At 70.5% G+C, this 21,413-nt stretch carries 21 protein-coding genes and 1 pseudogene; 10 read left to right on the plus strand and 12 right to left on the minus strand.

Annotated features, from left to right (window positions below):
• Position 1 precedes the first annotated feature (1 nt).
• The 5 genes from ACGFSA_RS12780 to ACGFSA_RS12800 all read right to left on the minus strand — a co-directional run bounded on the left by ACGFSA_RS12780 (position 2) and on the right by ACGFSA_RS12800 (position 4,327).
• Positions 2-1,801 carry a glycoside hydrolase family 15 protein gene (locus tag ACGFSA_RS12780; protein ID WP_393303394.1) on the minus strand — a complete coding sequence of 600 codons (1,800 nt, stop codon included), beginning with the start codon at positions 1,799-1,801 and terminating at the stop codon, positions 2-4.
• Between the two features lie 117 nt (positions 1,802-1,918).
• Positions 1,919-2,734: an SURF1 family protein gene (locus ACGFSA_RS12785; protein WP_393303482.1), complete on the minus strand. Its 816-nt coding sequence runs from the start codon at positions 2,732-2,734 to the stop codon at positions 1,919-1,921.
• Between the two features lie 71 nt (positions 2,735-2,805).
• The gene (locus tag ACGFSA_RS12790; RefSeq protein WP_358860900.1) at positions 2,806-3,039 is read right to left on the minus strand and encodes a hypothetical protein; all 234 of its coding nucleotides are present in this window, start codon (positions 3,037-3,039) and stop codon (positions 2,806-2,808) included.
• Positions 3,040-3,103: 64 nt separating this feature from the next.
• Entirely contained in the window at positions 3,104-4,129 is a 1,026-nt protein-coding gene (locus tag ACGFSA_RS12795; RefSeq protein WP_393303396.1) for a DEDDh family exonuclease, read from the minus strand.
• 72 nt (positions 4,130-4,201) lie between these two features.
• Entirely contained in the window at positions 4,202-4,327 is a 126-nt protein-coding gene (locus tag ACGFSA_RS12800; RefSeq protein WP_393303398.1) for a hypothetical protein, read from the minus strand.
• Positions 4,328-4,356: 29 nt separating this feature from the next.
• On the opposite strand from ACGFSA_RS12800, the pseudogene ACGFSA_RS12805 reads away from it, so the two are divergent.
• The 6 genes and pseudogenes from ACGFSA_RS12805 to ACGFSA_RS12830 form a co-directional block, all read left to right on the plus strand.
• Positions 4,357-4,869 (plus strand): annotated as a pseudogene (locus tag ACGFSA_RS12805) (IS200/IS605 family accessory protein TnpB-related protein); the annotation flags it as partial.
• Positions 4,870-5,054: 185 nt separating this feature from the next.
• Positions 5,055-5,768: a VIT family protein gene (locus tag ACGFSA_RS12810; RefSeq protein WP_393303400.1), complete on the plus strand. Its 714-nt coding sequence runs from the start codon at positions 5,055-5,057 to the stop codon at positions 5,766-5,768.
• Between the two features lie 214 nt (positions 5,769-5,982).
• Positions 5,983-6,369: a DUF4440 domain-containing protein gene (locus ACGFSA_RS12815; RefSeq protein WP_393303402.1), complete on the plus strand. Its 387-nt coding sequence runs from the start codon at positions 5,983-5,985 to the stop codon at positions 6,367-6,369.
• A gap of 119 nt (positions 6,370-6,488) precedes the next feature.
• A complete protein-coding gene (locus ACGFSA_RS12820) occupies positions 6,489-7,367 on the plus strand; it encodes a sterol desaturase family protein (protein ID WP_393303404.1) in 879 nt (292 codons plus the stop codon).
• Positions 7,364-8,053 carry a lysoplasmalogenase gene (locus ACGFSA_RS12825; protein WP_393303406.1) on the plus strand — a complete coding sequence of 230 codons (690 nt, stop codon included), beginning with the start codon at positions 7,364-7,366 and terminating at the stop codon, positions 8,051-8,053. Before ACGFSA_RS12820 ends, ACGFSA_RS12825 begins: the two co-directional genes overlap by 4 nt.
• Before the next feature lie 21 nt (positions 8,054-8,074).
• Positions 8,075-9,118, plus strand: a complete 1,044-nt coding sequence (locus ACGFSA_RS12830; protein WP_393303408.1) for a zinc-dependent alcohol dehydrogenase family protein — start codon at positions 8,075-8,077, stop codon at positions 9,116-9,118.
• Between the two features lie 63 nt (positions 9,119-9,181).
• On the opposite strand, the gene ACGFSA_RS12835 is transcribed toward ACGFSA_RS12830, so the two are convergent.
• Positions 9,182-10,621: a CoA transferase gene (locus ACGFSA_RS12835; protein WP_393303410.1), complete on the minus strand. Its 1,440-nt coding sequence runs from the start codon at positions 10,619-10,621 to the stop codon at positions 9,182-9,184.
• Between the two features lie 97 nt (positions 10,622-10,718).
• The gene (locus ACGFSA_RS12840; RefSeq protein WP_393303412.1) at positions 10,719-12,254 is read right to left on the minus strand and encodes a S8 family serine peptidase; all 1,536 of its coding nucleotides are present in this window, start codon (positions 12,252-12,254) and stop codon (positions 10,719-10,721) included.
• A gap of 291 nt (positions 12,255-12,545) precedes the next feature.
• Here ACGFSA_RS12840 and ACGFSA_RS12845 point away from each other — a divergent pair, with 291 nt between their 5' ends.
• The 3 genes from ACGFSA_RS12845 (at position 12,546) to moaA (ending at position 15,722) form a co-directional block, all read left to right on the plus strand.
• Positions 12,546-12,911, plus strand: coding sequence for a DUF485 domain-containing protein (locus tag ACGFSA_RS12845; RefSeq protein ID WP_393303414.1), 366 nt, complete (start codon positions 12,546-12,548; stop codon positions 12,909-12,911).
• Positions 12,908-14,548, plus strand: a complete 1,641-nt coding sequence (locus ACGFSA_RS12850; protein WP_393303416.1) for a cation acetate symporter — start codon at positions 12,908-12,910, stop codon at positions 14,546-14,548. Before ACGFSA_RS12845 ends, ACGFSA_RS12850 begins: the two co-directional genes overlap by 4 nt.
• Before the next feature lie 184 nt (positions 14,549-14,732).
• Entirely contained in the window at positions 14,733-15,722 is a 990-nt protein-coding gene (gene moaA / locus ACGFSA_RS12855) for a GTP 3',8-cyclase MoaA (RefSeq protein WP_393303418.1), read from the plus strand.
• Between the two features lie 33 nt (positions 15,723-15,755).
• On the opposite strand, the gene ACGFSA_RS12860 is transcribed toward moaA, so the two are convergent.
• Together ACGFSA_RS12860 and ACGFSA_RS12865 are read right to left on the minus strand one after the other, a co-directional pair.
• The gene (locus ACGFSA_RS12860; RefSeq protein WP_393303420.1) at positions 15,756-16,004 is read right to left on the minus strand and encodes a hypothetical protein; all 249 of its coding nucleotides are present in this window, start codon (positions 16,002-16,004) and stop codon (positions 15,756-15,758) included.
• 199 nt (positions 16,005-16,203) lie between these two features.
• Positions 16,204-16,578: a DUF3099 domain-containing protein gene (locus ACGFSA_RS12865; RefSeq protein WP_393303484.1), complete on the minus strand. Its 375-nt coding sequence runs from the start codon at positions 16,576-16,578 to the stop codon at positions 16,204-16,206.
• A 203-nt stretch (positions 16,579-16,781) separates the two neighbouring features.
• On the opposite strand from ACGFSA_RS12865, the gene ACGFSA_RS12870 reads away from it, so the two are divergent.
• Complete coding sequence (locus ACGFSA_RS12870; protein WP_393303421.1) at positions 16,782-17,057, plus strand: GlsB/YeaQ/YmgE family stress response membrane protein; 276 nt, start codon at positions 16,782-16,784, stop codon at positions 17,055-17,057.
• A 74-nt stretch (positions 17,058-17,131) separates the two neighbouring features.
• Here ACGFSA_RS12870 and tyrS read toward each other — a convergent pair whose 3' ends face one another.
• Genes tyrS through ACGFSA_RS12885 form a run of 3 tightly spaced genes read right to left on the minus strand, consistent with a single transcriptional unit; the run spans position 17,132 to position 21,370 of the window.
• Positions 17,132-18,400: a tyrosine--tRNA ligase gene (gene tyrS, locus ACGFSA_RS12875; protein ID WP_393303423.1), complete on the minus strand. Its 1,269-nt coding sequence runs from the start codon at positions 18,398-18,400 to the stop codon at positions 17,132-17,134.
• A 55-nt stretch (positions 18,401-18,455) separates the two neighbouring features.
• A complete protein-coding gene (locus ACGFSA_RS12880) occupies positions 18,456-19,850 on the minus strand; it encodes a metallopeptidase TldD-related protein (RefSeq protein WP_393303425.1) in 1,395 nt (464 codons plus the stop codon).
• Positions 19,847-21,370 carry a TldD/PmbA family protein gene (locus ACGFSA_RS12885; RefSeq protein ID WP_393303427.1) on the minus strand — a complete coding sequence of 508 codons (1,524 nt, stop codon included), beginning with the start codon at positions 21,368-21,370 and terminating at the stop codon, positions 19,847-19,849. Before ACGFSA_RS12885 ends, ACGFSA_RS12880 begins: the two co-directional genes overlap by 4 nt.
• Positions 21,371-21,413 lie beyond the last annotated feature (43 nt).

Consider the following 21,413-nt stretch of genomic DNA (forward strand, 5'->3'; position numbering starts at 1 on the left):
CCTATCCTGCCGCGTCGGCTTCCAGTATGTCGCACCCGGCCAGGGCAACGGCGGTGCCCACCAGTCCGATGTGGCTGAACGCCTGCGGGAAGTTGCCCAGTTGCCGCCGTGCCACCGTGTCGTATTCCTCGGCGAGCAGCCCGACATCGTTGCGCAGCGCGAGGAGCCGCTCGAAGAGCTCCGTGGCTTCCTCGGTGCGCCCGGTCAGGCGCAACGCGTCCGCCAGCCAGAACGAGCACGCCAGGAACGCCCCTTCGCCACCCGGCAGCCCGTCGATCGAGCCGCCGGCCGTGCTGTAGCGGCGGACCAGCCCGTCGCTGCCCAGCTCGGCCCGGACCGCGTCGACCGTCCCGACGATCCGCGGATCGTCCGGCGGCAGGAAGCCGGTCCGGGCGATCAGCAGCGTCGCGGCGTCCAGCTCCCGGGAGCCGTACGACTGCGTGAAGGTGTTCCGCACCGGGTCGTACCCCTTCTCGCACACCTCCCGGTGCACGGCGTCCCGCATCGCCCGCCACCGGTCGGCGTCCCCGGCCAGCGACGGGTTGGCCTCCAGGGTGCGCACCGCGCGGTCGGCGGCGACCCAGGCCATCACCTTCGAGTGCACGAAGTGGCGGCGCTGGCCGCGGATCTCCCACAGCCCCTCGTCCGGCTCGCGCCAGGTGGACTCCAGGAAGCCGAGCAGGCTGAGCTGCAGGCTCCAGGCGTGCGGTTGGTCGGCCAGGCCCGCCTCACGCGCCAGTCGGAGCGAGTCGATGACCTCTCCGTACACATCGAGCTGCCGTTGCCGGACCGCCGCGTTGCCGATCCGGACCGGGCTGGAGTTCCCGTATCCGCGCAGCCACGGCAGCTCAGACTCGGGCAGCCGTCGTTCGCCCGACAGCCCGTACATGATCTGCAGGTCGGCCGGGTCCCCGGCGACGGCGCGCAGCAGCCAGTCCCGCCAGGCGGCGGCCTCCTCCACATAGCCGGCCGAGAGCAACGCGTTGAGCGCCAGGGTGGAGTCCCGCAGCCAGCAGAAGCGGTAGTCCCAGTTCCGTACGCCGCCGATCTCCTCCGGCAGCGAGGTGGTGGGGGCCGCCACGATGCCGCCGGTCGGAGCGAAGGTGAGCGCCTTGAGGGTGATCAGCGAGCGGATCACGGCCTCCTGGTACGGGCCCCGGTACTTGCAACGGGCCGACCACTCGGCCCAGTCGGACAGGGTGTTCTTCAGCGCCTCGTGCGGATCGACGAGATCGGGGCGCGGCGAGTGCGAGGGATGCCAGGTCAGTACGAACGCCACCTGCTCGCCCGCGGAGACGGTGAACGACGAGCAGGTGGAGAACTCCTGGCCCCACGTCTTGACCGGCGGCTCGCTGCGCAGCCAGACCGAGTCGGGTCCGGCGACCGCCACCCGGTGGCCCTGCGAGCGGCGCACCCACGGCACGACGGAGCCGAAGTCGAAGCGCAGCCGGATCACGGAGGCCATGTCGACGGTGCCGCTGACCCCCTCGACGATCCGCATGACATCGGGTTCCCGGTCGCGCTGCGGCATGAAGTCGATGACCTTGACGGTGCCGGTGCGGGTCTCCCAGAACGTCTCCAGGACGAGGGAGTCGCCCGCGTAGCCGCGCCGGGTGCAGGTGTCCGCGCCCTTCGGGGCGATGCGCCAGTGGCCGTTGTCCTCGTCGCCGAGCAGGGCGGCGAAACAGGCGCCCGAGTCGAAGCGGGGCAGACAGAGCCAGTCCACAGAACCGTTCCTGCTGACCAGGGCGGCTGTCTGCAGATCGCCGATGAGGGCGTAGTCCTCGATGCGTGGGGTCACGTTCTGCCGTGTTCCCGCACCGGGGCCCCGCTAAGCAGCCGATGTCCAACAGGCGGCCGCATGCCCGGCATCACCGGCTCGTGGGCACGGTGGCGGGCCGTCGCCGGCCACGGCTGCTCAGGCAGTCGCGGGCGCGGGCTTCTCCGGCTCCGGATCGCCTGCTGCCTCGGCCTCGGCCCTGGCCGTGGCCTCCATCCGGTCACGCTTCTCGCGCCGGGCCAGCACCACGTACCCGACAGGGACACCGGCGGCGAACAGCCACCACTGGACCGCGTACGCCATGTGCGGACCGATGGAGCTGTCGTCCGGCGCCTCGATCAGCTCCGGAACGTCGCCGGACGGTTCGGGGGCGGTCTGCTCGATGTAGCCGCCGAGGACCGGCCGGGAGAGCGCCTTGGCCTGCTGGGCGCTGTTGATCAGCATCACCTGGCGGTCCGGCAGGTCCGACAGGTCCTTGATGCCGCTGGTGCCCGTCGTCTCGTCGGCCTTGAGCCGTCCCGTGACGGTCACCTCGCCCGTGGGCACGGCCGGGATGTCCGGGAAGGCGCGCTGGTCGTCGGCGGTGGGGATCCAGCCCCGGTTGACCAGGACCGTACCGCCGCCCTTGAGGTCGAGCGGGATCAGTACGTGGAAGCCGACGCTGCCGTCGGTGGACGTCCGGCGCCGCACGACGACCTCGTGCTTCGTGTCGTACGTCCCCGTGGCCGTCACCGCACGCCAGTAGTCGGAGCGCGGGACCGTGTGACCGGGGGAGGTGAGCGTGGCGACCGGAACCGGTTTCGCCTTCAGGTTGTGCGAGATCAGGGAGTTCTGCGCCACCCGGTGCTCATGCCGGTGGAGCTGCCAGAAACCCAGCTCGACCATCGTGGGAATGAGGACGAGGGCGAGGAGGGCGAGGATCAGCCACTGCCGGGTCAACAGGAAGCGGTACACCCCACGACGGTACAACTGCGTCATGGGGTGCATCGCGCAGGGGGTGGCGGACGGTGTCGCGCGGCCGGGGCTCAGACTCTGTCGATGATGCCCACCTTCCCCTCGGCGCGGGCGCAGTGCCCCCCGCAGAACCAGTGCCCGTCGACCTCGACACCCTGGCCGATGACCTGGACCCGGCAGTGCTCACAGATGGGTGCCATCCGGTGAATGGCGCAGGCGAAGCAGTCGAAGACATGCACCGCGCCCTGCGCGTGAACCTCGAACGACATGCCGTAGTCGTTTCCGCAAACCTCACAACGTGCCATGCGCCACAGGGTGGGACGCGGGGACGCCGGGCAGCGAGCGGCGGACGGGCGAGTCGCCCCCGGTTCACTCCGATGACGGCGTCGGCAGAGCAGGAGCCACGGGCGCCGCGGTCGTCGCCGACACCTCGGCCACATCCCTCAGCAGGTGGGTGAAGGCGTTCTCGTCCACGATCGGCGTGCCGAACGCCTTGGCCTTCACCGTCTTCGACGTCGCCGCGTCCGGGTCGTTGGTGACCAGCAGGCTGGTCAGCCGGGAGACGCTCGTCGCCACATGCAGCCCGGCCTCGACCGCCCGGTCCTCCAGCAGCTCACGGTCGACGGAGGTGTCCCCGGAGAACGCCACGCGCATGCCCTGCATGAGTGGTTTGTCCTTGTGGTACCGCCCGGGGTTCGGATACGGGCAGGCGGGCCGCTTCCGGGAAGGGCGCCAGCTGTTCTGGCTGCCGTACGAGGGCTGATAGCCGACCCTCGGGGTCACCGGGGAGTCCGACCACTCGGTCAGCGGGCGGCACTCCAGCAGCGGCAGCCGCACCCCGTCGCGCGCCGCCGCATGCAGACTCGGCCGGAACGCCTCGGCCAGCACCCGGGCGTCGTCCAGCGCGTGGTGCGCACGCTGCTGCACGACTCCGAAATGCGCGGCCAGCGACTCCAGCTTGTGGTTGGGCAGCGGCAGCCGCAGCTCCTTGGAGAGCGCGATGGTGCAGAGCCGCTGCTCGACCGGGGCGACGACCGCCGCGCGGGCGTACTCCCGGGCCAGCATCGACCAGTCGAAGGCGGCGTTGTGCGCGACCAGGACCCGGCCCGCGAGACGCTCCGACAGGGCGGCGGCGACCTCTGGGAAGAGCGGGGCTCCTTCCAGGACATCGCTGGTCAGCCCGTGGATCCAGACGGGACCGGGGTCCCGCTCCGGGTTGACGAGGGTGTACCAGTGGTCCTCGACATCGCCCTGCGCGTCCAGCCGGTAGACGGCAGCGGAGATTATCCGGTCGTCGCGGGCGAGTCCGGTGGTCTCCACGTCGACGACCGCGTACCCCTGCGGGTAGGCGGTCGGCCACGGTGCTGCGGTCTGGCGGTCGTCGAGCATGGTCACAGAGAATACGGGCCGGTACTGACAGTCCCCTATCCGGGAGCCCTCTGTTCGACCGGTCCGGGGTCGCGGCTCCTACGTCCCGCCGGACGCCGGCAGCCTGTTCACCAGCGCCCGCACGGACGCCGTGAACAGCCGGTCCTGGTCGGCGGGCCCGGCCAGTGCCCGGGCCGGCGCCGGGTCGTGGTCCGCGGTGGCCACACCCCATGGATCACCCTCACCGGGGGACTGGCCGCAGGAAACGCTTCCGCCAGCTCATCTCCGGCATCCCGACTGGCAAACTCAAGGCCCGGCTGGTCTCCATGGCCACCGAACAGGGCCTGAGCATTGTCGCGGTCGACCCCGCCTACACCAGCATGTGGGGTGCCCAGCACTGGCAGAAGCCGCTGGCCACCCCGCACCGCAGAATGTCCCGTCACGATGCCGCCGGTATCGCGATCGGACGCCGCGCCCTCGGACACCCGGTCCGGGATGGGGTATCCCCTGCTCGAACGGAGTTGAGAGCTTGGGGAAGGACGGCACCGCCCCCACACGACCGGAGTGATCGTGCGGGGCATCGGACCGCCCAGGCCCCACCAGGCACCCGAGGGCGTGAGGGAACCCGCCCACCCGCAACGGACCGCGTCCCAGGAGATGCGTCGCCGAACGGGACGCGAAAGCGGGAACCCAGCGCATCCCAAACCGTTCGGGATGCGCCCAGTACACATCAGTGGGTCCAGGACTCACTCATGCACACTGGCTAGTGCCGTGACCGGCAATGTTTGCCCCGTGAGGAGCGTCGTCCAGTGCGTGCGATCGCAAGGCGGCCGAAAGTCCTTGTAGCGGAGCTACCAGGGCTTTTGGCCAACGCGGCGAGCGGGCGTGCTGGACGACGCGACGGGGCAAAGCTTGCCGGTCACGGCACTAGGAACGGTGAGACCATCCCCGGGTGACGGATACCCAGGCACACAGCGAACCGCACGGCAACGGACTGGGCGCACGGCTGAACTGGCTGCGCGCCGCGGTCCTCGGCGCCAACGACGGCGTGGTCTCCACCGCGGGCCTCGTCGTCGGTGTCGCCGGAGCCACCAACGACCGCGGCGCCCTGCTGACAGCGGGCCTGGCCGGGCTGCTGGCCGGTTCGATGTCGATGGCGGCGGGCGAATACGTATCGGTCTCCACCCAGCGCGACTCGGAACAGGCTGCACTGGCCACGGAGAAACGGGAGCTGAAGGAGACCCCGGAGGCGGAACTCGTGGAACTGACCGCCCTGTTGGAGGGCAAGGGCCTCAGCCGTGAAGTCGCCCGCGAGGCCGCCCTCCAGCTCACCGACCGCGACGCGCTGCGCGCCCACGCGGAGGTCGAGCTGGGCATCAACCCGGACGCCCTGACGAACCCCTGGCACGCGGCGGGCGCCAGCTTCCTGGCGTTCACGGTGGGCGCCCTGCTGCCCCTGCTGGCGATCGTGCTGCCGCCGTCGTCCGTACGCCTGATCGTCACGGTCCTGGCGGTCCTGGCCGCGCTGGCGCTCACGGGGTGGTGGAGCGCACGGCTGGGCGACGCGACGGTGGGGCGCGCGATACTGCGGAACATGGGTGGGGGAGCGGTGGCCATGGCGGTGACCTATGGGGCGGGGGCGTTGCTGGGGGCGGTGGGGGTCTAGTGCCTCTCGTGTGGAGGGCTGGACCATGCTGACCGCACCGGTGCGGGCGACCCGCCGCCTGCGGAGCCGCCGGCGAGCGCGCTGTCGGAGCTGTTCCGAGGCGGCTCGGCTCTGCCCGACGGCCCACCGTCCGGCTCCCCGGAACCGAGGCCGAGCTTGTTCTGCGGGGGCAACTCGGTTGCGAAGGGGCGGGTCACCTGGGCGAAGATGCCGCATGAGCAGAGAGACGGACGAGGTAAGCGAAGCCATCGCGGGCGAGCTGCGACTGATGGACCCCGACGTGCGCACGTCACGGTCGCAGGCCCGGCAGCTGCTGGATCCTGACTTCGTCGAGGTCGGCGCCTCGGGCCGGAGGTGGACGTACGGGGACATGCTGGCCGCGCTGCCCGAGTTGGACGGCGCGGCAGAGGGCGGCCCGCGCTTCGAGCCCTCGGACATGACCGGTGTCCTGCTGGCACCCGGGCTGGTGCATCTCACCTACGAGACCGTGATCGATGGAAACCGGGCACGACGGAGCTCCCTCTGGCGCAGGCGGAGTGCCGGCGCGGCGTGGCAGATCTACTACCACCAGGCCACACCGATCCCGCCCAAGCGTGCATGAGCGGAATCGTGCGACGGTCTAATTGGCAGAAGGCACCAAAGGCTGCTGACATCGCGTCTCGCATACTTGTTGGTAACAACGTCTAGTCCCGGGCCGACCGGCAGCTCTACGGTGCTCGCATGGAGCCAAACCTGCCCGATGTCGTCCTGTGGTCCATACCGGCCTTCGTCCTGCTCACCGTTGTCGAAATGGTCAGCCACCGCATCCACCCCGACGAGGACGCCGCAGGGTACGAGACCAAGGACGCCGTCACCAGCGTCACCATGGGGCTCGGCAGCCTCGTCTTCGACCTGCTGTGGAAAGTGCCCATCGTGGCGATCTACACCGCGGTCTACGAGCTGACCCCGCTCCGCGTCCCCGTCCTGTGGTGGACGGTCCCGCTGATGCTGCTCGCGCAGGACTTCCTCTACTACTGGTCCCACCGCGGCCACCACGTCATCAGGATCCTCTGGGCCTGCCATGTGGTCCATCACTCCAGCCGGAAGTTCAACCTCACCACCGCGCTGCGCCAGCCCTGGACCTCGCTGACCGTCTGGCCGTTCTATGTGCCGCTCATCGCGTGCGGGGTCCATCCGGCGGCGCTGGCGTTCTGCTCCTCGGCCAATCTCGTCTACCAGTTCTGGGTCCACACCGAACGGATCGACAAGCTGCCCCGGCCCTTCGAGTACGTACTGAACACGCCCTCCCACCACCGGGTGCACCACGCGTCCCAGGGCGGCTATCTCGACCGGAACTTCGGCGGCATCCTGATCCTGTGGGACCGGCTCTTCGGTTCCTTCACCGCCGAGACCGAGCGGCCGGTCTACGGGCTCACCAAGAACATCGCCACCCACAACCCGCTGCGCGTCGCGACCCACGAGTACGCCGCGATCGCCCGGGACGTACGGGCGGCGGTAAGTTGGCGCGAGCGGGCCGGGCGAGTCTTCCGCGGGCCGGGGTGGCAGCCGGCGCCCAAGGTCTCCGCCACCGCCGTCCCCGCACCCGGTCGCACCGGATGAGCGCCGCCACGGTCGCTGATCCGCGGGCGCGCCTCGTACGCCCCCTGCTCATCGCCTTCCTTGTCGCCTCCGCCGTCGATCTCTTCGGCCTCCTCGCCGATGCCGGCATCGCCCACCTCGTCGCCAAGCCGCTGCTCATGCCGCTGCTCGCCGGGTACGCCGCCGCCCGCCGCGGCCCCCGGCCGCTGATCGCCGCGCTGCTCTTCGGCTGGGGCGGCGACACATTCCTGCTGACGGACGCCGACGCCGCCTTCCTCATCGGCATGGGCTCCTTCGCCGCAGGTCATGTCTGCTATCTCTGGCTCTTCGGGCGCGCCCGGAGTTCCGTGCTGCTCGGCGTGGCGTACGCGGTCGTCCTGGCCGGCTTCCTCGTCCTGCTCTGGGGCGGGCTGCCCGCGGACCTGAGGATCCCGATGGCCGGGTACAGCCTGCTGCTCACCGCGATGGCCTACCGGTCCAGTACCTTCGGCCGGTACGCGGCCGTCGGCGGGGCGCTCTTCCTGCTCTCCGACGCGCTGATCGCCACCGGCATCGCCGACCTGCCCCAGCTGCCGGCCCCCGGCTTCTGGATCATGCTCACCTACATCGCGGCGCAGTTCCTGCTGACCGTCGGAGCGCTCGCACCGGGTGCGAAATGGGCCGCTGTCGCCCCTGGGGCGTACCGTGAGCGGAGTATCAGCATCTGAGATCAGCAAGGACCCCCACGCATGCGCGCCACCGTCATCCACGCCCCCCACGACATACGTGTGCAGGAGGTGTCGGACCCGACGATCCAGCAGCCCACCGATGTGGTGCTGCGGGTCCTGCGGGCCTGTATCTGTGGCAGCGACCTGTGGGCGTACCGCGGCGAGTCCGCCCGGCAGCCCGGCCAGCGGATCGGCCACGAGTTCCTCGGGATCGTCGAGGAGGCGGGCTCGGAGGTCGCTGGATTCGCGGTCGGCGACCTGGTCGTCGCCCCCTTCGTCTGGTCCGACGGCACCTGCGAGTACTGCGCCGAGGGCCTGATGACGTCCTGCCCGCAGGGCGGCTTCTGGGGCTCGGTCGGCTCCGACGGCGGCCAGGGCGAGGCCGTCCGCGTCCCGTTCGCCGACGGCACACTGGTCAAGCTCCCGGCCGCCGCCGCGTCCGACGACCGGCTGCTCACGGCGCTCCTGGCCCTGTCCGACGTGCTCGGCACCGGCCACCACGCAGCCGTCGGCGCGGGCGTGAAGCCCGGCTCCACGGTCGCGGTCGTCGGTGACGGGGCGGTCGGCCTGTGCGGCGTCATGGCCGCCAAGCGGCTCGGCGCCGAGCGGATCATCGCGCTGGGCCGCCACCAGGCGCGTACGGACATCGCCCGCAGCTTCGGCGCCACGGACGTCGTCGCCGAGCGCGGCGAGGCGGCCGTCGCCGCCGTACGGGAACTGACCGGCGGCGCGGGCGCGCAGGCCGTGATCGAGGCCGTCGGCACCGAGCAGTCGATGCGTACGGCGGTCGGGATCACCCGCGACGGCGGCTCGATCGGCTACGTCGGCGTGCCGCACGGCAGCGGCACCGGGCTGGACCTCGGCGTCATGTTCGACCGGAACATCGCCCTGCGCGGCGGCGTCGCTCCCGTGCGCGCGTACATTCCGGAACTGCTCCCCGACGTCCTGTCCGGCACGATCGACCCGTCGCCCGTCTTCGACCTCACCATCGGCCTCGACGAGGTCCCCGCCGGCTACCGGGCGATGGACGAGCGTACGGCGCTGAAGGTCCTCATCAAGCCGTAGCGGACCCCGGCAGTGAACGGTGCGGGCCCGGCGGACGAGACATGTCCGCCGGGCCCGTCCCGGTCAGTGGGTGCCGCTCGTGGCAGCCGCGGTGACACTCCACACCGGGGAATCCGCGCCCAGCCGGCCCGGCGGGCGCGACCAGTCCGCCGGGCCGCCCGCGAAGGACACCGGCGGCAGGGCGTACCGCAGGCGTCCCATCTCGCTGTCCGTGATGCCGAGGTACTTCTCGGGGTCGTACGTCTCCGGGGCGCCGTCGGCCGGCTGCTCCGACAGACCCTTGCACAACCAGTGCGCCGTCTGCCCGAGCGCCAGCCGCAGCAGCCGCGAACCGCCGTCGTCGTGCTGATCGGACAGCGCCCGCAGCACCCCCGCCGCCAGCAGGTACCCGGTGCCGTGGTCAAGGGCCTGCGCCGGCAGCGCACCCGGGGCTCCCGAGCTCCCCTCCAGCGTCGCGATGCCGGTGGCCACCTGCACCAGGCTGTCGAAGCCGCGCCGCTCGTGCCACGGCCCGTACCGGCCCCACGCGGACACCTGCGCGAGGACCAGACCGGGACGGCGTACGGCGAGCGCCTCCGGAGTCAGGCCGTACGCCTCCAGCGCGCCCGGCCGGTATCCGGTCACCAGTACATCGGCGTCGGCGAGCAGCTCCTCGAACGTCGCCCGCCCGGCCCGGTCGCGCAGGTCCAGGGAGACCGACCGCTTGCCGAAGCCGGTGTCGTTGTGGGCGTCCTGACTCTCCGGCAGCTGCGGCGCGTCGATCCGCAGCACGTCCGCGCCCAGCAGCGCCAGCGTGCGGGTGGCGACCGGACCGGCGAGCACCCTCGTCAGGTCCAGGACCCGGAGCCCGGCGGCGGGCAGCAGCGGCGAACCCGACAGCGGGGAGAGGCGGCGCGGTGCCACCGGTCCCGGCCCCTCGGTCCGTTCGAGCGTGAGCAGCGGGCGTGCGGCGATCGCGGCGCCCTGCTCGTGCGCCGCCCACTCCTCGGGGGTGCGCAGCGCGACGGCCAGACCGCCCGCGGCGTACACCGTCTCCTCGATCTCCACCGACCGGCGTTCGGCGAGCACAGCCGCCACCGTGTCCACCCCGGTGTCGTCGGGCAGGCCGAGCGCGGCGAGCAACCGGGCGCGGTGGTGCGGGTAGTTGGCATGGGTGCGGACCCAGCCGTCGGCCGTCCGCCAGAACCGGGACAGCGGGGCGAACGTCGTCGGCGCGCGCCCGTCGATCCGCAGATGCCGCTCGCTGAGGAACGCCGTGCCCACCGCCCCGTCGTCGATCCGGACCTGCGGTACGGGACCGGCGCCGCCCCGCGTGCGGCGCGCCGCGAGTTCGGCGGCGGCCAGCGAACAGACCGCGACGGTGGAGCGGGCCAGCTCCAGGACGGGCAGCCGCGCGGGCAGCGCACCGGTCGGTCCGCCGAAGCCGATACGGCCGAGAAGCGCGGGGTCACCGCCGAGAGCGGCCCAGGCCTGCTCCGTACCGGAGCTCTGTACGTGTGTCATGTCCACACTATGGCACTGAGTGCCACCTGACGGAAGGAAGGGCCGGGGGGATGCCCCCGGCCCTTCCCGCTCGTTACGCCTGCCGACTACGAGCCGGTTACTTGCTGACCGCGTTCAGCGCGTTCACCATACCGAAACCGTAGAAGCCGTTGCGGTTCTTGGAACCCTCGCAGACGGCGTCGATCTTGCCGTCGTTGTTGATGTCGTACGGGGCGCCGCACTCGGTCGCGTCCGCCTGGGAGGTCAGCAGCGCCTTCACCGCGGCCGCCGAGGCGTGCGGGTGCGACGACTTGATCAGGGCCACCACACCAGCGACATGCGGGGAGGCCATCGACGTACCGTTCTTGTAGCCGTACTTGCCGCCCGGCAGCGTTGACAGGATCCCACCGCTCGTGGCCGGCGGCGCGGGCGTCTGGTAGATCGTCGAGTCGCCGCCCGGGGCAGCCACATCGATGACACCGTTCCCGTAGTTCGAGTACGAGGACTTCAGCCCCTTGGCACCGGTCGCGGAGACGGTCACGACGCCCGGCAGCATCGCCGGGATGTCGAGGCACTCACGCGGGTCGATCGTCCGGGTCACGGCCGTGGTGTCGTTCGGGCTGGTCGTGTCGTCGATCGCGCCGGAGGCCAGGTCGAAGCGGCTGTTGCCGGCCGAGGCGACGTTCACCGTGCCCTTGCTCTCCGCGTACCGCGTGGCGCGGGCGACGGCCTCGACCAGGGCGCCCTGGTCCGGGTCGTTCTTGCAGTTGAACATCCACGGGTCGGTGTAGTAGCTGTTGTTGGTGACATCGACGCCGTGCTCGGCGGCCCAGACGAAGCCGCAGACGATCGACTCGGTGTAGAAGAAGCCGTTCGGGTTCGCGACCTTGATGCCGGCGACCTTCACGCCCGGCGCGACACCCGTCACCCCGATGCCGTTCTTCGCGGCGGCGATGGTGCCCGCGACATGCGTGCCGTGGTCGCTCTCACCGGCCTTGGGACGCCAGGCGCCGTCCGTCGTGTCCGGCACCCCGGACACGCAGCTCGCGGAGGCCCCGCGGTTGAAGTTCGGCGCCAGGTCCGGGTGGGTGTCGTCGACACCCGTGTCGATGACCGCGACGGTGACCTTGCTGCTGCCCAGCGTCTTCTGGTGCGCCTGGTCCGCCTTGATGGCGGGCAGATCCCACTGCAGGGGCTCCATCGGATCCTGGTCGCCGGTGGCCTCCGCGGCCGCGGTCCGCGCCTCCTCGGCGGAGAGCGGCTGCTCGACCCCGATGTCCGTGGTGGCCTGCGGAACGATGGGGTTGGTACGGGTGGCCCCCGCCGAATCGACGGCCTTGACCCGGCGGATCGACTCCGCGAAGTCCGGGTTCTGCGACTCGACGACGATGACGCCGATCTGCTCATAGGCGATCACCACCGTGCCGCCGGCTGCGGCTATCGCCTTCTTCACCTGCTTGACGGTGCCGTGATTGGCACGGGTGTTGACGACGTACGACAGCTTCGGGCCGTCCGTCGAGACCGCCGCCGTGGGCAGTCCGTCCGACGGGGCGGCGGATGCGGCACTCATAGGCAGGAAGCCGAGCGAGGCAGTGAGGGCCAATCCGACGGGCAGCGTCAGTGCGCGGGTCCGCCTGGATCCCAGATGCGCCATGGGGTCTCCACATCATCCGTGTCAGCCGGCCGGACACGGGATGTGTCCGGACGTGTGCATGAACGGTGAAGCTATCGCTGATCATCCTGCACATCAATGAATTGACGACATTCAGTTCGAAGTGCGCCGCCGATCGGGCGAAGCGGAGGAGCAGCAACGCGCGGTGAACCGCTTCGCCGCGCCCCACGTGCCGTTGTCAGGGGAGTCGCACCACCAACCCCCCGACATCGAGGTTCTGTTGTGAAACCCACCACCACCCCCACCACCGCACCCGCGTCGCGAGGAGAATCCGTGGCTACCGATGCATCGCCGCCCAAGGCCGGTCCGGACACCGGCCCTGCCCAGCCCACGACAGAACGGTTCGTCGAGGTTCAGGAGAGCCCGGAGTTCGCCGAACTGCGCCACGCGCACCGCTCGTTCGCCTTCCCGCTGACCATCGCGTTCGTGCTCTGGTACCTGCTCTACGTGCTGCTGTCGAACTACGCCGGCGGCTTCATGGGCACCAAGGTGTACAGCAACATCAACGTGGCCTTCGTGTTCGGTCTCGCCCAGTTCGTCACCACCTTCCTCATCGCCTGGTTCTACGCGCGGCACGCCGCGACGAAGCTCGACCCGAAGGCCGAGGCCATCAAGTCCCGTATGGAGGCCGACGCATGAGCGCCGCGTACCACTCGCACCCCGTGATCCAGCTCGCCGCCTCGTCCACCGCCGAGCACCGGCCGCTGATCATCACGCTGTTCGCGGTCTTCGTCGCCGCGACCCTGGGCATCACCGTCTGGGCCGGCCGGCAGACCAGGAGCGCCTCCGACTTCTACGCGGGCGGCCGCCAGTTCACCGCCTTCCAGAACGGGCTCGCGGTCTCCGGCGACTACATGTCCGCCGCCTCGTTCCTCGGTATCGCCGGTGCCATCGCCCTCTTCGGCTACGACGGCTTCCTCTACTCGATCGGCTTCCTCGTCGCCTGGCTGGTGGCCCTGCTGCTCGTCGCGGAACCGCTGCGCAACTCCGGCCGCTACACGATGGGTGACGTCCTCGCCTACCGGATGCGGCAGCGCCCGGTCCGTACCGCCGCGGGCGTCTCCACCATCGTCGTCTCGATCTTCTACCTGCTGGCGCAGATGGCGGGCGCGGGCGTGCTCGTCTCGCTGCTCCTCGGCATCACCAGCGACGCCGGAAAGATCCTCATCGTCGCCCTGGTCGGCGTCCTGATGATCGTGTACGTCACCATCGGCGGCATGAAGGGCACCACCTGGGTTCAGATGGTCAAGGCCGTCCTGCTCATCGCCGGCGCCCTCCTGATGACCTTCCTGGTGCTGCTCAAGTTCGACTTCAACATCTCCGACCTGCTGGGCACGGCCGCCGAGAAGAGCGGCCACGGAGCGGCGTTCCTGGAGCCCGGCCTCAAGTACGGCGCCACCGGCACCTCGAAGCTGGACTTCCTCTCCCTCGGCATCGCCCTGGTCCTCGGCACCGCCGGACTCCCGCACATCCTGATCCGCTTCTACACCGTCCCGACCGCCAAGGCCGCCCGTAAGTCGGTGAACTGGGCCATCGGCATCATCGGCGCCTTCTACCTGATGACGATCGCGCTCGGATTCGGCGCCGCGGCGCTCATCGGCCCGGACGAGATCAGAGCGAAGAACCCGGCCGGCAACGCCGCGGCGCCGCAGCTCGCCGAATACCTCGGCGGGGTCGGCACGACGGGCGGAGCGGTGCTGCTCGCCGTGATCTCGGCCGTCGCCTTCGCCACGATCCTCGCCGTCGTCGCGGGCCTCACCCTCGCCTCCTCGTCCTCCTTCGCCCACGACATCTACGCCAACGTCATCCGCAAGGGGAAGGCCACCGAGAAGGAGGAGATGCGGGCCGCCCGCTGGGCCACCGTCCTCATCGGCGCGGTCGCGATCATCCTCGGCGCCTTCGCCCGCGACATGAACGTCGCCGGCCTGGTGGCTCTCGCCTTCGCGGTCGCCGCCTCCGCCAACCTCCCGACCCTTCTCTACAGCCTCTTCTGGAAACGGTTCACCACCCAGGGCGCCCTCTGGTCGATCTACGGCGGTCTGGCCTGCTCCGTGATCCTGGTGCTGTTCTCGCCGGTCGTCTCCGGCAACGCGAAGACATCGATGTTCAAGGGCGTCGACTTCGCCTGGTTCCCGCTGGAGAACCCCGGCCTGATCTCCATCCCGCTGGGCTTCCTGCTCGGCTGGCTCGGCTCCCTCCTCTCGAAGGAGGAGCCGGACCAGGGCAAGTACGCCGAGCTGGAGGTCAAGTCCCTCACCGGCGTCGGTGCCCACTGACGAGAAGGAACCAATCGAAAGGTTCGAGCCACGCACCACGCTGTTCCCGGGGCCGCGTCGTAGAGTCCTACGACGCGGCCGCGCCGCACCTCGTGACAACCGGGCCACCTGCGTGTCACAGGTCTCGCGTAGTCTCGAATCAGTCAGATCCGCAACCGGGATCCACCGCGGGAGGGGGCCCACCATGCTCATCGACACCTACGACCGGGTCGCCACCGACCTGCGCGTCTCGCTGACCGACCGCTGCAACCTCCGGTGCACCTACTGCATGCCCGAAGAGGGACTGCAGTGGCTGGCCAAGCCGGACCTGCTGAGCGACGACGAGATCGTCCGGCTTGTCCGTATCGCCGTCACCCGGCTGGGGATCACGGAAGTCCGCTTCACCGGCGGCGAGCCGTTGCTGCGCCCCGGCCTCGTCTCCATCGTCGAGCAGTGCGCGGCGCTGACGCCCCGCCCGAAGATGTCGCTGACGACCAATGGCATCGGGCTGAAGCGTACGGCGGCCGCCCTCAGGTCCGCCGGACTGGACCGGGTCAATGTCTCCCTGGACACCCTGCGCCCCGACGTCTTCAAGACCCTCACCCGACGCGACCGCCACCACGACGTGCTGGCAGGCCTCGAAGCCGCCCACGACGCAGGCCTCACCCCGGTCAAGGTCAACACCGTGCTGATGCCGGGGCTCAACGAGGACGAGGCCCCCGACCTGCTCGCCTGGGCCGTGGAACACGGATACGAACTGCGCTTCATCGAGCAGATGCCGCTCGATGCCCAGCACGGCTGGAAGCGCGACGGCATGATCACGGCAGGCGACATCCTCGCCTCGCTGCGCACCCGCTTCGCCCTCACCGCCGAGGGCGAGGACGAGCGCGGCTCCGCCCCCGCCGAGCGCTGGCTCGTCGACGGCGGACCCCACCGGGTCGGCGTCATCGCCTCCGTCACCCGCCCGTTCTGCCGGGCCTGCGACCGCACCCGGCTCACCGCCGACGGCCAGGTGCGGACCTGCCTGTTCGCCCGCGAGGAGACCGATCTGCGCGGCGCGCTGCGGTCCGAGGCCCCGGACGAGGAGATCGCCCGGCTCTGGCGTCTCGCGATGTGGGGAAAAAAGGCCGGATCCGGTCTGGACGACCCGTCGTTCCTGCAGCCCGACCGCCCGATGTCGGCGATCGGCGGCTAGGCCGCCCAGCCCCGCCGCGGCGGCGAACGGTCCTCAGTGCCCCTCGGCCGAGGACTCCCACTCCGCCAGCGTCACGACATCCTTCAGGAAACCTCGAACCCCCAGGAACGAGGAGAGATGCTCCCGGTGCTCGTCGCAGGCCAGCCAGGTCTTACGGCGCTCGGGGGCGTGCAGCTTCGGATTGTTCCAGGCCAGCACCCATACGGCGGCCGTACGGCAGCCCTTGGCGGAACAGATCGGTGCGGTGGCAGCGCTCTCGGCGGCATGTTCGGGGGAGTTCACGGACTCAACACTAGGGCCCTGCGAGAGCCGGAGAAAAAACGACGCCGAGCAGCCACGGGGGGAGCTGCCCGGCGTCGGTCTGTCGCTCCGACGGGGGATGCGGAGCGCGTAGGCAGTATGTCACGCGGACCGGGGTGCGGTGCACCTGAACTGCATGATTGATCCGACGCTTTTCTTGAGCTCCGGGTGTGCCGTGCGCTCAACTGTGCTCATGCGGTTCCGCCGCACCACGGGCCCGGTCGGCCACCGGTCCGGAATCCGCGGGACCGGCCACCGGGGCGGCGTCGAGCATCGGCCGCGCGGGCGGCGATACGAAGGTCGAGGGCAGCGAAGGGGGCGTTTCCCGGCCCGCGTTGGCGATGACGACGGCGACGTACGGAAGCAGGGCACCCAGGACGAGCGCCACGATGGCCACAGGCCTCTCGATGTTCCACAGCACTGCGGCAAGGATCACCGAGACCGTCCGTACGGACATCGAGATCACGTAGCGGCGCTGCCTGCCGCGCACATCGTCCGCGAGGCTCTGCCGCGCTCCCGTGATCCGGAAGACCTCCGCCCCGCTCTGCTTCCACATCACGTTCCACCACCCTTCCCCGGGCTCTCCGCGAGCCGCTCCCACGGTACGCCCGGCATCCGACGGGCACGAGACCGGGGCACGCCGTATCCATGCACAACCGCACCCTCGTGGCACGGACGGACCTGCCTGACATGCGGAGTACCGCCGATGGGCCGAGACTGGGCGCACATGCGCGACAGCGCGCCGCATGAGGAGGCGACATGGGCTGGTTGTGGGCAATCATCGTGGGGCTGGTCCTCGGTCTGATCGCCAAGGCGATCCTGCCGGGCAAACAGAACATCCCACTCTGGCTGACGACCGTTTTCGGCATCATCGGCAGCGTCCTCGGCAATACCGTCGCGACCTGGATCGGCGTCAATGACACCGCGGGCATCGACTGGACGCGCCACCTGCTGCAGCTGATCGGCGCCGTGGTCGTCGTCGGTGTCGGCGACATGCTCTGGACATCGATGCGCGGCACCAGACAGAAGGCCTGATCGGGCACCCGTACAGCACAGTGCGGCCGGGCACGCATCCCGCGTGCCCGGCCGCAGTGCGCGTCCGTTTCCGGTCAGCCGGCGATGACCTCGATGGCCGCGAGGTTCTTCTTGCCCCGGCGCAGCACCAGCCAGCGCCCGTGCAGCAGTTCCTCACGGGCCGGTGCGGCCTCGCCGTCCGCGACCTTGACGTTGTTCACGTAGGCCCCGCCCTCCTTGACCGTGCGGCGGGCTCCCGACTTGCTCGGCGCCAGGCCGGCCTCCACCAGGAGGTCCACCAGCGGGCCGAGCTCGGTGACCTGCGCGTGCGGCACCTCGGACAGTGCGGCGCTCAGCGTCGCCTCGTCCAGCTCGCCGAGCTCACCCTGACCGAAGAGTGCCTTCGACGCCGCGATGACCGCAGCGCACTGGTCGGCGCCGTGCACCAGCGTCGTCAGCTCCTCGGCCAGCGCGCGCTGCGCCGTCCGGGCCTGCGGGCGCTCCTGGGTGAGCTGCTCCAGCTCCGCCAGCTCTGCGGGGTTCTGGAAGCTGAGGATGCGCATGTACCGGGAGATGTCCCGGTCGTCCACGTTCAGCCAGAACTGGTAGAACGCGTACGGCGTCGTCATCGCCGGGTCGAGCCAGACGGCCCCGCTCTCGGACTTGCCGAACTTGGTCCCGTCCGCCTTCGTCATCAGCGGGGTCGCCAGCGCGTGCACCTCGGCGCCCGGCTCCAGGCGGTGGATCAGGTCGAGGCCCGCGGTGAGGTTGCCCCACTGGTCGCTGCCGCCCTGCTGGAGGGTGCAGCCGTAGCGCCGGTACAGCTCCAGGTAGTCCATGCTCTGGAGCAGCTGGTAGCTGAACTCGGTGTAGCTGATGCCTTCGTCGGACTGCAGCCGCCGGGCGATGGAGTCCTTGGTCAGCATCTTGTTGACGCGGAAGTGCTTGCCGATGTCCCGGAGGAACTCGATCGCGGACATGCCCGCGGTCCAGTCCAGGTTGTTGACCATGACCGCCGCGTTCTCGCCCTCGAAGGACAGGAACGGCTCGATCTGGGACCGCAGCCGCGACACCCAGTTGGCGACCGTCTCCGGGTCGTTCAGCGTGCGCTCGGCGGTCGGCCGCGGGTCACCGATCTGACCGGTGGCCCCGCCCACCAGGGCGAGCGGCCGCAGACCGGCCTGCTGGAGCCGGCGCATGGTGAGCACCTGCACCAGATGGCCGACGTGCAGACTCGCCGCGGTGGGGTCGTAGCCGCAATAGAACGTGACGGGACCGTCCGCGAGAGCCTTGCGCAGTGCGTCCTCATCAGTGGACTGGGCGAACAGCCCACGCCACTTCAGCTCGTCGACGATGTCCGTCACGGTTCCGTGTCTCCTCAGCTACGTGTATCGAAAGGCAACAGTCAGTCTAGGCGGGTCACACGCCCGGGCTCACCGAGCTCATGTTGAAGTCCGGGATCCGCAGCGCGGGCATCGCGGCCCGGGTGAACCAGTCGCCCCACTCGCGCGGCAGCGTCTTCTCGGTGCGGCCGGCCTCGGACGCCCGGGAGAGCAGGTCGACGGGCGACTCGTTGAACCGGAAGTTGTTCACCTCGCCGACCACCTCGCCGTCCTCCACGAGATACACCCCGTCGCGGGTCAGCCCGGTCAGCAGCAGCGTCGCCGGGTCGACCTCCCGGATGTACCAGAGGCAGGTCAGCAGCAGGGCACGGCCGGTCGTCGCCGCGACCATCTCGTCGAGCGACCGCTCACCGCCGCCGTCGAGCACCAGGTTGTCGATCGCGGGGGCGACCGGCAGCCCGGTCAGCCCCGCCGTGTGCCGGGTGGTGGTCAGACGGTCCAGCCGGCCGTCCTTGATCCAGTCCGTCGACGTCAGCGGCAGACCGTTGTCGAAGACGGAGCCGGTGTCCCCCGAGGCATGGGCGATCACGAACGGAGCGGACTCCAGCCCCGGCGCGTTCGGGTCGCTGCGCAGCGTGAGCGGCAGCTCGGACAGCTTCTCGCCGAGCCGGGTGCCGCCACCCGGCTTCGAGAAGACCGTCCGGCCCTCGGCGGCGTCCCGGGCCGTCGACGACCACAGCTGGTAGATCAGCAGATCGGCCACGGCGGTCGGCGGCAGCAGCGTCTCGTACCGCCCGGCGGGCAGCTCGATACGGCGCTCCGCCCAGCCGAGCCGCTGCGCCAGCTCCGCGTCCAGCTCGGCCGGGTCGACATCCTTGAAGTCCCTGGTGGCACGGCCCGCCCACGCGGAACGCGACCGGTCGGGCGACTTGGCGTTCAGCTCCAGCGTGCCGTTCGGCTGGTCGTGACGCAGCCGCAGCCCCGTCGACGTGCCCAGATACGTCGAGGTCAGCTGGTGGTGCGCGAAGCCGTACAGCTCACGGCCGCCGGCCCGGGCGCGGGCGAAGGCGTCACCGAGCGCCGGGGCGAACTCCGCGAACACGTCGGAACCCGTCTCGGCCGACGCGTCCGTGAAATCGGGCGATGACGGCACACCGGTGATCAGCGGCTGCGCGTCCTCGGCCGGACCTGCGCCCCGCGCGGCCGCCTCGGCGGCCCGTACCAGCGGCTCGAGGTCCTCGGCGGTGACGGCGGACCGCGACACGACTCCGGACGCGGCCCCCTCGGCGCCGTCGACCGTCGCGATGACGGTCAGGGTCCGCCCCCGGGTCACCCCGTTCGTGGTGAGCGCGTTGCCCGCCCAGCGCAGATTGGCGGAGGACGCCTCGTCGGCGATGACGACACAGCCGTCGGCGGTGGACAGTTCGAGCGCGCGCTCGACGATCTCGTACGGCTTGCTGACGCGGCTCATCGGCCCGCCTCCTGCGTCGTGTTGAGGATGTTCACGCCTCGGAAGAGGGCGGAGGGGCAGCCGTGCGAGACGGCCGCGACCTGGCCCGGCTGGGCCTTGCCGCAGTTGAAAGCGCCGCCCAGGACGTACGTCTGCGGGCCGCCGACCTTCTCCATCGAGCCCCAGAAGTCCGTCGTCGTCGCCTGGTACGCGACGTCGCGCAGCTGTCCGGCCAGCTTGCCGTTCTCGATGCGGAAGAACCGCTGCGCGGTGAACTGGAAGTTGTAGCGCTGCTGGTCGATCGACCAGGACCGGTCGCCGACCACGTAGATGCCGCGCTCCACCCCGCCGATCAGATCCTCGGTGGACAGGCCGCCCGGGTCCGGCTGCAGCGACACGTTCGCCATCCGCTGCACGGGGACATGGCTCGGGGAGTCCGCGTACGCGCACCCGTTGGACCGTCCGAGACCCGTCAGCTTCGCGATCCGCCGGTCCAGCTGGTAACCGACCAGCGTGCCGTCCTTGATCAGGTCCCAGGACTGGGCCTCGACACCCTCGTCGTCGTACCCGATGGTCGCGAGTCCGTGCTCGGCGGTCCGGTCGCCCGTCACATTCATCACGGGGGAGCCGTACGCCAGCTTGCCCAGCTGGTCGAAGGTGGCGAACGAGGTTCCGGCGTACGCCGCCTCGTACCCCAGCGCCCGGTCCAGCTCCGTGGCATGCCCGATCGACTCGTGGATCGTCAGCCAGAGATTCGACGGGTCGACCACCAGGTCGTACGTCCCCGCCTCGACACTCGGAGCCCGCATCTTCTCCGCGAGCAGCCCCGGGATCCGCTCCAGCTCGGAATCCCAGTCCCAGCCGGTTCCGGTGAGGTACTCCCAGCCACGCCCCACCGGAGGGGCGATGGTCCGCATCGAGTCGAACTCACCCGTCGTGCCGTCCACGGCGACCGCGGTGAACTCCGGGTGCAGCCGGACCCGCTGCTGGGTGGTGACGGTGCCCGCCGTGTCCGCGTAGAACTTGTTCTCGTGGACGGTCATCAGCGAGGCGTCGACGTGCGCGACGCCCTCGGCACCCAGGAGCCGGCTGCTCCACTCGGCGAGCAGCGCCGCCTTCTCCTCGTCCGGTACGGAGAACGGGTCGATCTCGTACGCCGACACCCAGGTCCGCTCACCGTGCACCGGCTCGTCCGCCAGCTCCACGCGCTCGTCCGAGCCCGCCGCCGCGATCACCTTCGCCGAGAGCTTCGCCATGGCGACCGCCTGTGACGCCACCTTCGCCGCGGCGTCCATGGTCAGATCGACCCCGGAGGCGAACCCCCACGCCCCGCCGTGCACCACCCGTACCGCGTACCCGAGGTCGGTGGTGTCCGAGGTCCCCGAGGGCCGGGCGTCCCGCAGCCGCCAGGAGGCGCTGCGCACCCGCTCGAAGCGGAAGTCCGCATGCGTGGCGCCCAGCGCGCGGGCCCGGGCGAGCGCCGCGTCGGCGAGGGCTCGTAGCGGCAGGGCGAGAAACGACTGATCTACCTCGTGGGCCACGAAGGGCTCCCCTCCTTTTGACAGTGCTCGCAGTGAATCATGG

It is taken from the genome of Streptomyces sp. NPDC048496, assembly GCF_043200055.1.
Lineage (GTDB): Bacteria > Actinomycetota > Actinomycetes > Streptomycetales > Streptomycetaceae > Streptomyces.

Bases quoted from the DNA above. Each gene is read 5' to 3' on its own strand.
- ACGFSA_RS12790 (WP_358860900.1), bottom strand. From the start codon at position 3,039: ATGGCACGTTGTGAGGTTTGCGGAAACGACTACGGCATGTCGTTCGAG.
- ACGFSA_RS12815 (WP_393303402.1), top strand. From the start codon at position 5,983: ATGAGCAGAGAGACGGACGAGGTAAGCGAAGCCATCGCGGGCGAGCTG.
- ACGFSA_RS12820 (WP_393303404.1), top strand. From the start codon at position 6,489: ATGGAGCCAAACCTGCCCGATGTCGTCCTGTGGTCCATACCGGCCTTC.
- ACGFSA_RS12825 (WP_393303406.1), top strand. From the start codon at position 7,364: ATGAGCGCCGCCACGGTCGCTGATCCGCGGGCGCGCCTCGTACGCCCC.
- ACGFSA_RS12830 (WP_393303408.1), top strand. From the start codon at position 8,075: ATGCGCGCCACCGTCATCCACGCCCCCCACGACATACGTGTGCAGGAG.
- ACGFSA_RS12835 (WP_393303410.1), bottom strand. From the start codon at position 10,621: ATGACACACGTACAGAGCTCCGGTACGGAGCAGGCCTGGGCCGCTCTC.
- ACGFSA_RS12840 (WP_393303412.1), bottom strand. From the start codon at position 12,254: ATGGCGCATCTGGGATCCAGGCGGACCCGCGCACTGACGCTGCCCGTC.
- ACGFSA_RS12850 (WP_393303416.1), top strand. From the start codon at position 12,908: ATGAGCGCCGCGTACCACTCGCACCCCGTGATCCAGCTCGCCGCCTCG.
- moaA (WP_393303418.1), top strand. From the start codon at position 14,733: ATGCTCATCGACACCTACGACCGGGTCGCCACCGACCTGCGCGTCTCG.
- ACGFSA_RS12865 (WP_393303484.1), bottom strand. From the start codon at position 16,578: ATGTGGAAGCAGAGCGGGGCGGAGGTCTTCCGGATCACGGGAGCGCGG.
- ACGFSA_RS12870 (WP_393303421.1), top strand. From the start codon at position 16,782: ATGGGCTGGTTGTGGGCAATCATCGTGGGGCTGGTCCTCGGTCTGATC.
- ACGFSA_RS12880 (WP_393303425.1), bottom strand. From the start codon at position 19,850: ATGAGCCGCGTCAGCAAGCCGTACGAGATCGTCGAGCGCGCGCTCGAA.